The following is a 12676-nucleotide window of genomic DNA, read 5'->3' as shown; positions in this document are numbered from 1 at the left end:
ACGTTCCGAGAGCCCGCCCCACACGCACCCCGCCGAGGTTCCCCCGAAGCCCCCGCCCCACCGTCCCGCCCCGCCCCCCACCCTCCTACACCGCCGACTCCGGGGTGATCCTGCTGCGGACCGCCGACTGGACGTCCTCCTCTTCCGCCGGGTCCGCCGCCAGGCGGCGCAGGCGGGGGGCGACGCGGGCGTCGGCCGTCTCCGCGTGGTGCGCGGCGACCTCGCGGGTCGTCTCCTCGCAGTCCCAGAGGCATTCGACGGCGAAGCCCGCCCCGAAGGCGGGGTCCGTGCCGGCCAGGGCCCGGGCGGCGCGGCCTCGTAGGTGGGACGAGGACGTTTCGCGGTAGATGTGGCGCAGCACCGGCGCCGCGCAGCCGATCGAGAGCCGGCCGGCGCCGTCGACCAGGGTGTAGAGGCGCAGGCTGTCCGGGCCGGAGCCGCGGACGGTGGAGCGGAGGGCTCCCAGGACGAGGGAGCTGTCCTCGGTGCCGCCCCGGGCCGCCAGGAGGGCCGCGGCGGCGCCTCCGAGGGCGTCGGGGCGGTGGACCCACCGGCGGGCCCGGTCGAGGGCGGTGGGTCCGCACATGCGCTCGTAGGCGGCGACGGCGGGCTCGTCCCCGGCGGCTTCGATGAGGTCGAGGACGGCCGGGTTCTCGGGCTCGGCGAGGACCAGGTGGTGCAGGGCCGTGGCGCGGGCGGCTTCGCCGGAGGCTCCGGCGGCGGCCGCGAGGATGGCGGAGCGGTCCTCGGGGGCGGCGACGGCGGCGAGACATCGGGCGGCGGGCACGTGCAGCGGGGTGCCGCGGCGCAGCCCGTCGGCGGCCCAGTCGAAGACGGCCTGGACGCCCCAGCCGGGGCGGGGGCCGTTGGGGGTCATCTGGCGTTGCCAACGGTCGAAGGAGCCTTGCCGTCGGGCGGCGCTCAGGCGCTCCGCGTAGGCGGGCGACTCCTCCCACAGGCACCAGGGGCGGGGCTCGTAGGCGTCGCGGACGGCGGCGGCGAGCCGCGCCTCACCCTCGGCCGTGGCCGGGAACCGGGCCAGGACGGGGGCGGCGAGGGAGCGCAGGCCTTCGTCGTCGTCGCGCAGGGCGAGTTCGTCGAGGGCCCAGGCCCAATTGGTTCCGGAGGCGGCGTAGCGGCGCAGCAGCATGAGGGCGTCGTCGCGTCCGTAGGAGGCCAGGTGGCCGAGTACGGACAGGGCGAGGCCCGTGCGGTGGTCCTCTTCGTCGAAGAGGTCCTCGGCACTGAAGAGGTGCGTCTCGATCTCGCCGAGGGGGCCGTCGAGGTCCAAGTAGAGCCGGGCGTAGTACAACGACCGGTTCTCGACCTGCCAGTCCTGGCGCGGATCGTGGAGCACGCACTGGTTGAGGGCCGCGAGGGCCTCCGGGCGGGGCGCCGCGAGGGCGTGCAGGGTGCCGTCGCCGCGGCCCCGCTGGAGGAGCCCGAGCAGGGTGCCGCTTGGCGCTATGACTGGTTCGAACATGGGCCTGGCCTCAAATCAAGCTGGGGACGCAACCGGGAATCGGAATTCACAGGGCCGCGTAACAGCATGTGAGGACGTCCGCCGTCTTGTTCCGCTCGATGTAGACCATTGCCTTCTCACTCTCGTCGGTGCTTCGCGACCGTGCCGGGCCGGTGGTGGCAGGGGGGTGTGGACACCCGTCGTGTCCAGCCCGCTCCTGCCCGTCCGTCATGTCCGCGAATCGAATCCGTCGCCATGATGACCCAGGCGGTTTGTGTGCCGCGACCACATTTAAGGCCGCCGTGACCAACCTGTGAGGTCGCGGGCCGGTCCTGGCACGGCCGAGCCCGGCGAAAAAGCGGATTACTTGGCTCCGAAGAGTTCCAGCAGGTCGGCCTTGGCGAACATGCGGGCCGTGTCCACGGCGGAGGGGGTTCCGGCGTTCGGGTCGGCCCCGCCGGCGAGCAGCGCGCGGATCACGGCCTCCTCGCCCTTGAAGACGGCGCCGGCGAGGGGGGTCTGGCCGCGGTCGTTGGCGCGGTCGGCTTCGGCGCCGCGGGTCAGCAGGGCGGTGACGGCGTCGGCGTGGCCGTGGTAGGCGGCGAGCATGACGAGGGTGTCGCCGCGGTCGTTGGTGAGGTTCGCGGGGACCCCGGCGTCGAGGTAGGCGGCCAGGGCCTCGGTCTGGCCCTGGCGGGCGAGGTCGAAGATCTTGGTGGCCAGTTCGATGACGTCCGCGTCGATGACGTCCGCCTCGGGTGCGTCGGAAGCGTCCTGGTGCTCGCTCACGGGTCGTTCCGCCTTTCGCTCGCTGCTCGGTGGCAAGGGTTTCCCCAGGCCGGAGGGCAGGGGGGCGTACGGCACTGCTTCCGTACGGGTGAATCGTCAGGGTAGCGCCCGTTCGGGGACATGACGGGGGCGGCCCGAGGCAAGGATGCCTGTCGGCGCAGGTCGGACACCATGTGCGGCCGGTGCGCGAGCCGGGATGGGCCGGTCAAGTGAAAAACCGCGAAATTCACCCGTATGCACCTTTTATCGCATTGATACTTTCTGTGAGCCTGGAAGAACTGATGGTGACCGTCCCCCGCCCACCAGGAGAACTGCTCATGGTCCTGTCCATCTCAGGTGTCGTCCTGCTCGGCATCATCGCCTTCCTCTTCTTCAAGAAGGACGGGATGAAGCTGAGCCACGCGTTCGTCTGCGCGCTCTTCGGCTTCTTCCTCGCCGGCTCCGCCATCGCCCCCAGCATCACGGCGAGCACGGCGAGCCTCGCGAGCCTTCTCGGCGGGATCAAGCTCTAGCCCGCCCCGACCGCACCGTCCCGCACATCCACAACTCCAGGAGACGCCCGTGGCCCGGCGCCCACTTCCCCAGATCCTCAGCAGCGGCGGCGCGTCGCTCGCCAGGGGCCGCGATTTCGCGCGCACGGCCGCCGACAACGCCACGGACGTCCTCCATCCGCTCCTCACCATCGGACGCGGCCTGCGTGTCCTGGCCTCGGCCGGGCGACGCAAATGGGCCGCGACCCCCAAGGACAAGCGTGGTCCCGCGCTGTTCCTGGGGGCCGCCGTCGTCCTCGTGGTCGCGCTCGTCCCCTACGGACCCGTCGTCGCCCTGATCACCCTCATGGCGGCGGCTGCCTGGCAGGGACGCGACCGCACCCCGGTGAAGACCGGGCCCAGCGATGCCGAGGCCGAACGGCTCGGCTCCCTCTACGAAGCCCTCGTGCCGTACTTCTCCATCCCGGAGGACCCGAGTCCGCTCTTCGCCCACGGCGGGGACTGGGACGAGGCCTTCAGCGGCTACGAATTCGACGAGGCGGGCCGCGTCACCCGGCTGCGCATCCGCTACCCGGCCTACTTCACCGACGGCGAGGCCACCTCACGGGCCCGGATCGAGGCACTGCTGCACGCCAAGTCCGGGCGCGGACGGGAGTATCTCTTCGACTGGGACGAGGAGGGAAACCAGCTCGACCTCCGGGTGCTGGCGGCGCTGCCCACGGGCATCGCCGCCCAGCCCTTCGTCACCTCGCCGGGCGAGACCGTCCTCGGCTTCACCGACCCCGGCAGCGTCCAGCGCACCCTGCCCGTCGTGGAGGGCGACGACTCCCGCGACGTGCCCCCCGTGATCTGGCGGACCGGCCCCCGTTCCTCCGAACCCCACCTGCTCGCCGTCGGTCAGCCCGGCAGCGGCACCTCCAGCCTGCTGCGCTCGATCGCCCTGCAGTCCCTGCGCCACGGCGGTGACGTCCTGATCGTGGAGGGCGGCGGCAGCGGCGAGTACGCCTGCCTGGCCGGCCGCGCCGGGGTCGTCGCCGTCGAATGCGGTCCGACGGGCGCCCAGGCCACCCTGGAGTGGGCCGCGCAGGAGACCGAGCGCCGACTGGTCGCCACCCATCGGGCCCGCGAGGCCGGGCGCCCCGCGCCCGAGGACACCCGACGGCCGCTGTGGATCCTGTTGGACCGGCCCAGCGTGCTCACGCACCTGGCCGCCGCCGAGGGTCGGCCCGACCCGCTCGCGCGACTCCAGGTGCCGCTGCGGCACGGCCGCGCCGCGCACATCACGGTGGTGGTGGCCGAGCAGTTCGACCACCTGGAGCTCCTGAACGACGCCGTCTGGCAGCACACCCGGGCCCGGATCGTCCTCGGACCGGCCGGCGTCCAGCAGGTCACCGACGTGCTGGGGCTCCCGCCGCACACCACCCCGACCGCCCAGCTCCCGCCGGGGCGCGGGTACGCCCGGCTCGGCACGGGCCCCGTGCACCGGCTCCAGGTCCCGGCCACCCCGGACCCGTACGACGACGCCGCTCCCCCCGGCCACCGCCAGGCGGTGCTGGAGCTGCTCCCCGAGCGGCAGACGCCGGGCGGGGGCGACCGGGAGGGGGCCCCGGCGGAGGGGCACGTGACCCTCTCCAAGCCGCTCCGGATCCAGGCGCAGCCCCAGGGGGGCACGGCGATCGACGCCTCCGAGATCCCCGAGGTGCCCGCGTAGGACCCGGCGGGATCCGGAGCGGACGGCCTACGCCACGAACGTGCGCGGGGGCTCCGCCCCACTGCCTCCCGCACCCGTCCCGACCAGCCGGGCCGCCGCCGCCAGTCGGGCGGCGGCCTCGTCGGCGACCGGACCGCCGACGGTGAACGGCAGCCGGACGTACCCCTCGAAGGCCCCGTCCACCCCGAAGCGGGGTCCCGACGGGACGCGGACGCCGACCCGCTCCCCCACCTCCGCCAGGCGCGAACCGGACAGCCCGCCCGCCTTGGCCCACAGGGTGAGCCCGCCGAGCGGCACCTCGAACTCCCAGTCGGGCAGCTCCCGGCGCACCGCCGTGACGAGCGCGTCGCGGTTGTCCCGGGCCTGCTCGCGGCGGATGCCGACGGCCTCCTGCCAGCCTCCGGTCCGCATCAGCCAGTTCACCGCGAGCTGCTCCAGGACGGGCGTGCCGAGGTCCGCGTAGGCGCGTGCCGCGACCAGGCTGCGGATCACGTCCGGGGCCGCGCGGACCCAGCCGATCCTCATCCCGGCCCAGAAGGCCTTGCTGGCGGAGCCCACGGTGATCACGGTGGAGCCGGCCGGGTCGAAGGAGCAGACCGGGCGGGGCATCCTCAGCTCCGGGTCGAACGGCAGCTCGATCATCGTCTCGTCCGCGATCAGCACCGTGCCGGCGGAGCGCGCCGCCTCGACCATGGCGCGGCGCTGGTCCTCGGAGGCCAGCGCGCCGGTGGGGTTGTGGAAGTCGGCGACGACGTACGCCAGGCGCGGGGCCGCGTCGCGCAGCACCTGCCGCCAGACGTCCATGTCCCATCCGCTCAGCCCCTCGCCCATGGCGACCGGTACGAGGCGCACCCCGGCGGCGCGCATCAGCTGGAGGATGTTGGCGTAGGAGGGGGACTCGACGGCGATGCGTTCGCCGCGACCGGCGAAGAGGCTGCAGATGGCGTCGATGGCGCCCATGGCCCCGGTGGTGACCATGATCTGCTCGGGCATGGTGGGGATGCCGCGCTCGGTGTAGCGGTCGGCGAGCATGCGGCGCAGCGCGGGCAGTCCGGCGGGGTAGTCCCCGTGGGTGTGCGCGTAGGGCGGGAGTTCCTCCAGGGCGCCGTGGACGGCCTTGGTGAGCCAGGGTTCGGGGGCCGGGAGGGCGGCGCAGCCGAGGTCGATCATGGAGCCGAGGGACTCGGGCGGCAGGGGCTCCAGGCCCCGGGCCGGGAGCGGGTTCCCCGCCGGCACGGAGGTCCAGCTGCCGGCCCCCCGGCGGGATTCGAGGAAGCCCTCGCCGCGCAGGGCCTCGTAGGCGGCGGCGACGGTGGTGCGGCTCAGGGAGAGGGAGACGGCCAGCTCGCGTTCGGCGGGGAGCTTCGCGGCGACCGGGACCCGGCCTTCGAGGACGAGGAGGCGGATCCCGTCGGCGAGGGTGCGGTACGCGGGCGACTTGCGCGGGCCGGCGGCGCCGGGCCGCTCCTGCTGGGAGGTGATGAGGCGGGCGAGCTGCGCGGCACCGACCGCTGAGGTCCACTGAGCCATGGCGTCCGGTCCACCTTCGGGGAATTGGCCTCGGCTCGTGCGATCCGGGGCCGGTATTGGATTGGTTCCTCAAGGCCAGACTGTCATGGCGGGGGCTGTCCGAGCCAGGGCCACCTCCTGTCGGGGGCCGGGTCGCGGCCGTTCACCACCCGTCCATCCGACCGCTCCCGCCCCACCGGGTCCAGCGGGCATACTGCCGCCGTGACTCTCGTACGCCCGCGCCACCCGTATCTCGACCACCCGGCCCCGATCCCCTTCGCCCACCGCGGCGGGGCCGCCGACGGGCTGGAGAACACCGCCGCCGCCTTCCGCCGGGCGGCCTCGGCGGGCTACCGCTACTTCGAGACCGACGTGCACGCGACGGCGGACGGGAAGCTCGTGGCCTTCCACGACGCGACCCTGGACCGGGTGACCGACGGGCGCGGCCGGATCCGGGAGCTGCCCTGGAGCCGGGTGCGCGAGGCCCGGGTGGGGGGCAGCGAACCGCTGCCGCTCTTCGCGGAGCTGCTGGAGGAGTTCCCCGAGGCCCGCTGGAACATCGACCTCAAGGACGAGTCGGCCCTGCATCCGCTGGTCAACCTGATAGCCCGCGCCGGCGTGTGGGACCGGGTCTGCGTGGGCTCCTTCTCGGAGAGCCGGGTGGCCCGGGCGCAGAAGGTCGCCGGCCCCCGGCTGGCGACCTCGTACGGGGTGAGCGGGATCCTGGGGCTGCGGCTGCGGTCCTACGCGATCCCGGCGGCGCTGCGCGCGGGGGCCGTGGCGGCCCAGGTGCCGGAGACCCAGGCGGGGGTGCGCGTGGTGGACGGACGTTTCGTGCGGACGGCCCACGCACGGGGACTCCAGGTCCACGTGTGGACCGTGAACGAGCCGGAACGCATGGAGGCTCTTCTCGACCTGGGTGTCGATGGCATCATGACCGACCGGATCGACATCTTGCGCACGGTGCTGGACCGGCGCGGGGCCTGGGCCTGACCGGCTCTCGGGCCACCGCGCCCGGTGCGGCGGCCACGCCTGTACGGGGACCAGCGAGGGGGCACTCATGAGTGCGCGAACGGAGAACGAGGCGGATCCCGGCGCGGACGACGGCAGAGCGGGGCGGGCGGCCGACGCCGCCACGACCGACGCCGCCGCGAACACGGCCACCGCCACCGCCACCGCCAAGGCCAGGAAGCGCGAACAGCACGGCTGGTACTTCTACGACTTCGCCTGCTCGGTGTACTCGACCAGCGTGCTGACGGTGTTCCTCGGGCCGTACCTGACCGCGGTCGCCAAGGCCGCGGCCGACGCCGAGGGCTTCGTGCACCCGCTGGGGATCCCGGTGCGGGCCGGTTCGTTCTTCGCCTACACCGTGTCGGCCTCGGTCATCGTGGCCGTGCTGATCATGCCGCTGGCGGGGGCCGTGGCCGACCGCACGGGCCGCAAGAAGCCGCTGCTGGCGGCCGCCGCGTACACGGGCGCGGCGGCGACGGCCGGGATGTTCTTCCTGGGCGGCGACCGCTACCTGCTGGGCGGGCTGCTGCTGATCGTCGCGAACGCCTCGCTGTCGGTGTCGATGGTCCTGTACAACGCCTTCCTGCCGCAGATCTCCACGCCGGACGAGCGGGACACCGTCTCCTCGCGCGGCTGGGCCTTCGGGTACACCTCCGGCGCCTTCGTGCTCGTGCTGAACCTGATCCTCTTCCAGGGCCACGACTCCTTCGGCCTGTCCGAGGGCGAGGCGGTACGGATCTGCCTCGCGTCGGCCGGTCTGTGGTGGGGGGCGTTCACGATCGTCCCGCTGCGCCGGCTGCGCGACCGGGCGGTGGTGCGGGAGGAGGGCCCGGCGGTCAGCGGCTGGAAGCAGCTGATGGCGACGCTGAAGGACATGCGGCGCTATCCGCTGACCCTGTCCTTCCTGCTGGCCTATCTGATCTACAACGACGGCGTGCAGACCGTGATCTCCCAGGCCTCGGTGTACGGCTCGGAGGAGCTGGAGCTGGAGCAGTCCACGCTGATCGTCGCGGTGCTGCTGGTCCAGGTGCTCGCGGTCGTGGGCGCCCTGGCGATGGGCCGACTGGCCCGCTCGTACGGGGCGAAGCGGACGATCCTCGGCTCCCTGGGAGCGTGGGCGCTGACCCTGGCGGCCGGCTACTTCCTCCCGGCCCGCACCCCGGTGTGGTTCTTCGCGCTCGCCGCGATGATCGGCCTGGTGCTGGGCGGCAGCCAGGCGCTGTCGCGCTCGCTGTTCTCGCACCTGGTGCCGGCGGGCAAGGAGGCCGAGTACTTCTCCGCGTACGAGATGAGCGACCGGGGGCTGAGTTGGGTCGGACCGCTGGTCTTCGGGCTGACGTACCAGGTCACGGGCAGCTACCGGTACGCGATCATCTCGCTGGTGGTGTTCTTCGCACTGGGATTCGTGCTCCTCGCGCGGGTGCCGGTGCGGCGTGCGGTGGAGGCGGCGGGGAATCCTGTTCCCCTGCGCGTGTGAGCGTGCGGGCGTGCGGTGGCGGTACGGGTTCCGGCCCGCCACGGCACGCGTTCCGGTCCGGACTGGCGAACGAATTCCGAACGAATTTCGACGTTGACGCGAAGGGCCGGTAGTGTACGCCTTTGGCCTGCCAGGCGGACCGTTACTGCGCGCTCAAGAAGTGCAGACGTTGGGTGACATCTGCTGCCAGATGTGACAAAACGGGCACTGGTGGGTACAACAAGGGGCGGTACGACGGGCGACGCATCACCCGGAGCGGGAATCTATACCGCCGACCGGACGTTGACCGGATGACGACGACAGCGACACCTGTCCTGTGGGCGACAAGCCCGGGAGGCACGATTCATGAGTGAGCGAGCTCTCCGCGGTACGCGGCTCGTGGTTACCAGCTACGAGACGGACCGCGGCATCGATCTGGCCCCGCGCCAGGCGGTGGAGTACGCATGCCAGAACGGACATCGATTTGAGATGCCGTTCTCGGTTGAGGCAGAAATTCCGCCGGAGTGGGAGTGCAAGGCGTGCGGCGCCATGGCACTCCTGGTGGACGGGGACGGGCCCGAAGAGAAGAAGGGCAAGCCTGCGCGAACGCACTGGGACATGCTCATGGAGCGACGCACCCGCGAGGAGCTGGAGGAGGTGCTGGCCGAGAGGCTGGCCGTCCTGCGTTCCGGCGCCATGAACATTGCCGTGCATCCGCGCGACAGCCGCAAGTCCGCCTAAGGCGGACGAACGAAGCCGAGGGGCCCCGCCACACAGTGTGGCGGGGCCCCTCGGCTTTCGTGTTCCCGTTTCGTGTTCCCGGGATCGGAGCGGGACCGGGCACCCGGGCCAGACCCGGGCCCGGGTGCCCGGGTTGCTACGGGGCCAGCGGCGGCCGGTAGGCCGTGTCCGGGCCTCCGGGGCGGCCCTGGTCCTCGCGGACGACCTCGCCCGGGACGACCTTCCCGTCCGGGTAGTGGATCCGGGCCTGCGTGAAGGCGTCGCCGAATCCGCCCGGGGTGGACTTCGCCATCCGGCGCTGGACCGACTTCTCGACGCGGCGCGCGGCGAAGGTCCGTACGGGCGGGAGCAGCAGGAGCAGCCCGGCGGCGTCGGAGAGCAGTCCGGGCAGCATCAGCAGCAGGCCGGCCAGCATCGTGGTGCCGTTGCCGGTGCCCTTCTGGGGCTGCGCGGTCGGCACCTCGCCGGCCATCGCCTGGGCCTGGGCCTGCTGGAAGGTGGTCGTGAGGTTCTTGAAGGCCCGTCGCCCGGCCCGCTTGATGAGCACGGCGCCCAGCACCAGCCCGCCCACGAGCAGCAGGGCGACGGTCGGGCCGCCGGCGGTCTTGGCGACCAGGCCGAGCAGCCAGATCTCCAGGATCAGCCAGGCGGCCACCGCCAGGGGAACGAAGGTACGGGCGGTCGAGCGCCGCCGGGGGGCCGTCGAAATGCCGGTCGTCATACCACCAGTGTGCCTGGGCCGGGTTAAAAGCGGCCTCAGTCGGAGGTACCGGACATCCCCTAAGGGGCCGCGGGGTCAGGAGCGGCGCTTGCCCGTGAGCTTGGCCGTGCGCTCCTTGAGGCCCCACTGGGTGACCCGCCACAGGGCCTCGACCACGATGTCCTTGCTCATCTTGCTGTCGCCGAACTCGCGTTCGACGAAGGTGATGGGGACCTCGACCACCCGGAAGCCCTTGCGGACGGCCCGGCGGGCCAGGTCCACCTGGAAGCAGTAGCCGGCGGAGGCCACCTCGTCCAGGCCGAGGCCTTCCAGGGTCTCTCGGCGGAAGGCGCGGTAGCCGCCGGTGACGTCGCGGATCGGGATGTCGAGCATCAGGCGCGAGTAGGTGGAGCCGCCGCGGGAGAGGACCTCGCGGCTCTTGGGCCAGTTGACGACCCGGCCGCCGGGCACCCAGCGCGAGCCGAGGACCAGGTCGGCGCCGCCGAGTGCGGTCAGCAGGCGCGGCAGTTCCTCGGGCCGGTGGGAGCCGTCGGCGTCCATCTCCACGACGACGCCGTAGCCGTGCTCCAGGGCCCAGGCGAAGCCGGCCAGGTACGCGGCGCCGAGGCCCTCCTTGCCCTTGCGGTGCAGGACGTGGACCTGTTCGTCGGACGCGGCCAGCTCGTCGGCGAGCTTGCCGGTGCCGTCGGGGCTGTTGTCGTCGGCGACGAGGACGTGCGCCTCGGGCACCGCCGCGCGGACGCGGCCCACGATCAGCCCGACGTTCTCGGCCTCGTTGTAGGTCGGAATGATCACCAGGGTCGTGCCGAGCGGCCCGTAGGTCCGCTGTCCGCCGTCGCTCACTGGGTCCCCTTGCGTGTTCTTCGTACGTCCGTCACAGCAGGACGATTTTAGAACAGCGATCGGGGCCGGCGGTCCTTCGGGCCGGCCGGGGTGCCCGCTGGCTGCGGGTCACCGTGACCGTTGTCTACTGGGCCGCCGGGCCCCCGACCTGGGGCCACCCTCCGCCCGGCGAAACCTTCCCTCGCCCCCGAGGCGCGGGTGGGCTGAGCGGCCGGATCCGTCCGGTGCGGACGTCCTGGGGTGGACCCGGCCGAACCTATCCGGGTCTTGGCACCCGTATCGAACCGAGGCCGGACTGATCACCCCTGTGGGCGTACGAATACCTCCCGGCCGCCGACGACCGTCGCCAGGCACACCGGAAGCTCCCGCCCGGGGCTCAGATCGGGCAGCCCGGGGGTGCCGGACCGCGGGTCGGTGGACCAGCGCGCGACCCGGTCGTCGGGGGCCTGGACCACCAGCTCCTCGGTCCGCCACACGGCGTAGTCGGCGGGGGCTCCGGGGACGAGCGTGCCCGCGTCGTCCCGGCCCAGCGCCCGCCAGCCGCCCCGGGTGTGCGCGGCGAAGGCGGCCCGTACGGAGATCCGGTGCTCGGGCGTGCGGTGGAAGGCGGCCGCCCGGACGGTCCCCCACGGGTCGAGCGGGGTGACGGGCGCGTCGGAGCCGAAGGCCAGCGGAACGCCCGCCTTGAGCAGGGCGGCGTACGGGTTGAGGGTCCGGGCGCGCTCCGCGCCGAGCCGGTCGGCGTACATGCCGTCGGCGCCGCCCCAGGCCGCGTCGAAGGCGGGCTGCACCGAGGCGGTCAGGCCCAGGTCGGCGAAGGCGGCGATGGAGGCCGGGGTCATCATCTCGGCGTGCTCGACGCGGTGCCGGGAGGCCCGGACGCGGGCGAGGCCCACCTTCTCGGCGGCGGCCCGCAGGCCCTGGACCACGGCGTCGATCGCGGCGTCCCCTATGGCGTGGAACCCGGCCTGCAGGCCCGCCACGGTGCAGGCCGCCACGTGCTCGGCGACGGCGGCGGCGTCGAGGTAGCCCGTCCCGGTGTGCGGGGCGTCGGCGTACGGGCCGTGCAGGCAGGCGGTGTGCGAGCCGAGGGCCCCGTCGACGAAGAGGTCCCCGGCCGCTCCCACGGCGCCCAGGGCTCGGGCCCGCTCCAGGTCCCGGTCGGCCCAGTAGCCGGCCACGCGGGGGCCGGGGCGCTCGGCGGCGAGGGCCAACAGGGCGGTGAAGTCCTCCTCGGAGGAGATGTCGGGCCCGCCGCACTCGTGGACGGAGCCGATGCCGAGGGAGGCCGCCCGGTCCAGGGCGGCCCGCTGGGCCTCGGCGCGCTGGGCGGGGGTGACGGCGGCCAGGGCGGTCCGCCGGACGGCGTGGTGGTCCTCGCGGGTCAACGGCTCGTCGGCGGCGCCGCGCACCGCGGGGACGAGGTCCAGCAGGGCGGTGGTGACCACGGCGGAGTGGACGTCGATCCGGCTCAGGTAGAGCGGGCGACCGGCGGTGGCCGCGTCCAGCTCGGACCGGCGCGGGGCCCGGCGCTCGGGCCAGCGGGCGGCGTCCCAGCCGTGCCCGAGGAGCACCCGGTCGGCGGGGCGGGCGGCGGCGTACGCGCGGACGCGGTCCAGGGCCTCGGTGAGGGAGCGGGCGCCGCTCAGGTCGAGGCCGGTCAGGGCGAGACCGGCGGAGGTGGTGTGGACGTGGGCGTCCGTGAACGCGGGGGTGACGAGCGCCCCGCCGAGGTCGACGACCTCGTCGACGCCCTGGGCGAAGGCGTCGGCCGCACCCTCGGAGCCGACCCAGGCGATGTGGCCGCGCTCGACGACCATCGCCGTGGCGAAGGGGTCGGCGGGGCTGTGGACCTCGCCGCCGCGCAACAGGACGGTGCGGACGGGGAAGGCGTCGGCGGCTCCGGCGGCGTCGGCGGAGGTGGCGGTGCGGTCAGTCATGG

At 73.5% G+C, this 12676-nt stretch carries 11 protein-coding genes; 5 read left to right on the top strand and 6 right to left on the bottom strand.

The features are described 5' to 3' along the window. Positions 1-85: 85 nt before the first annotated feature. Positions 86-1483: a HEAT repeat domain-containing protein gene (locus ACIOD1_RS31135; protein ID WP_365627750.1), complete on the bottom strand. Its 1398-nt coding sequence runs from the start codon at positions 1481-1483 to the stop codon at positions 86-88. A 342-nt stretch (positions 1484-1825) separates the two neighbouring features. Next, the gene (locus ACIOD1_RS31130; protein WP_365627753.1) at positions 1826-2251 is read right to left on the bottom strand and encodes an ankyrin repeat domain-containing protein; all 426 of its coding nucleotides are present in this window, start codon (positions 2249-2251) and stop codon (positions 1826-1828) included. 317 nt (positions 2252-2568) lie between these two features. Between ACIOD1_RS31130 and ACIOD1_RS31125 the strand changes: the two genes are divergently transcribed. Beyond that, entirely contained in the window at positions 2569-2763 is a 195-nt protein-coding gene (locus ACIOD1_RS31125; protein ID WP_365627890.1) for a hypothetical protein, read from the top strand. A gap of 49 nt (positions 2764-2812) precedes the next feature. Further along, positions 2813-4453, top strand: a complete 1641-nt coding sequence (locus tag ACIOD1_RS31120; protein WP_365627756.1) for a hypothetical protein — start codon at positions 2813-2815, stop codon at positions 4451-4453. 27 nt (positions 4454-4480) lie between these two features. Here ACIOD1_RS31120 and ACIOD1_RS31115 read toward each other — a convergent pair whose 3' ends face one another. Next, positions 4481-5983, bottom strand: coding sequence for a PLP-dependent aminotransferase family protein (locus tag ACIOD1_RS31115; RefSeq protein ID WP_365627758.1), 1503 nt, complete (start codon positions 5981-5983; stop codon positions 4481-4483). Between the two features lie 201 nt (positions 5984-6184). Here ACIOD1_RS31115 and ACIOD1_RS31110 point away from each other — a divergent pair, with 201 nt between their 5' ends. From ACIOD1_RS31110 to ACIOD1_RS31100, 3 genes are all read left to right on the top strand, one after another. Beyond that, positions 6185-6955: a glycerophosphodiester phosphodiesterase gene (locus ACIOD1_RS31110; protein WP_365627761.1), complete on the top strand. Its 771-nt coding sequence runs from the start codon at positions 6185-6187 to the stop codon at positions 6953-6955. Positions 6956-7022: 67 nt separating this feature from the next. Next, a complete protein-coding gene (locus tag ACIOD1_RS31105; protein ID WP_401906077.1) occupies positions 7023-8450 on the top strand; it encodes an MFS transporter in 1428 nt (475 codons plus the stop codon). Positions 8451-8795: 345 nt separating this feature from the next. Further along, entirely contained in the window at positions 8796-9170 is a 375-nt protein-coding gene (locus tag ACIOD1_RS31100) for an RNA polymerase-binding protein RbpA (RefSeq protein ID WP_007262928.1), read from the top strand. Positions 9171-9306: 136 nt separating this feature from the next. On the opposite strand, the gene fxsA is transcribed toward ACIOD1_RS31100, so the two are convergent. The 3 genes from fxsA to ACIOD1_RS31085 form a co-directional block, all read right to left on the bottom strand. After that, a complete protein-coding gene (gene fxsA, locus ACIOD1_RS31095) occupies positions 9307-9891 on the bottom strand; it encodes an FxsA family membrane protein (RefSeq protein ID WP_365627767.1) in 585 nt (194 codons plus the stop codon). A 75-nt stretch (positions 9892-9966) separates the two neighbouring features. Next, positions 9967-10734, bottom strand: coding sequence for a polyprenol monophosphomannose synthase (locus tag ACIOD1_RS31090; RefSeq protein ID WP_365627770.1), 768 nt, complete (start codon positions 10732-10734; stop codon positions 9967-9969). Between the two features lie 299 nt (positions 10735-11033). After that, positions 11034-12674: an amidohydrolase gene (locus ACIOD1_RS31085; RefSeq protein WP_401906074.1), complete on the bottom strand. Its 1641-nt coding sequence runs from the start codon at positions 12672-12674 to the stop codon at positions 11034-11036. Between the last annotated feature and the right edge of the window lie 2 nt (positions 12675-12676).

This window comes from Streptomyces sp. NPDC088097, from assembly GCF_044741845.1.
In the GTDB taxonomy this organism is placed as follows: Bacteria; Actinomycetota; Actinomycetes; order Streptomycetales; family Streptomycetaceae; genus Streptomyces.
This window is presented reverse-complemented; position numbering and strand designations above follow the sequence as displayed.

Bases quoted from the DNA above. Each gene is read 5' to 3' on its own strand.
- ACIOD1_RS31135 (WP_365627750.1), bottom strand. From the start codon at position 1,483: ATGTTCGAACCAGTCATAGCGCCAAGCGGCACCCTGCTCGGGCTCCTC.
- ACIOD1_RS31125 (WP_365627890.1), top strand. From the start codon at position 2,569: ATGGTCCTGTCCATCTCAGGTGTCGTCCTGCTCGGCATCATCGCCTTC.
- ACIOD1_RS31115 (WP_365627758.1), bottom strand. From the start codon at position 5,983: ATGGCTCAGTGGACCTCAGCGGTCGGTGCCGCGCAGCTCGCCCGCCTC.
- ACIOD1_RS31105 (WP_401906077.1), top strand. From the start codon at position 7,023: ATGAGTGCGCGAACGGAGAACGAGGCGGATCCCGGCGCGGACGACGGC.
- ACIOD1_RS31100 (WP_007262928.1), top strand. From the start codon at position 8,796: ATGAGTGAGCGAGCTCTCCGCGGTACGCGGCTCGTGGTTACCAGCTAC.
- fxsA (WP_365627767.1), bottom strand. From the start codon at position 9,891: ATGACGACCGGCATTTCGACGGCCCCCCGGCGGCGCTCGACCGCCCGT.
- ACIOD1_RS31085 (WP_401906074.1), bottom strand. From the start codon at position 12,674: ATGACTGACCGCACCGCCACCTCCGCCGACGCCGCCGGAGCCGCCGAC.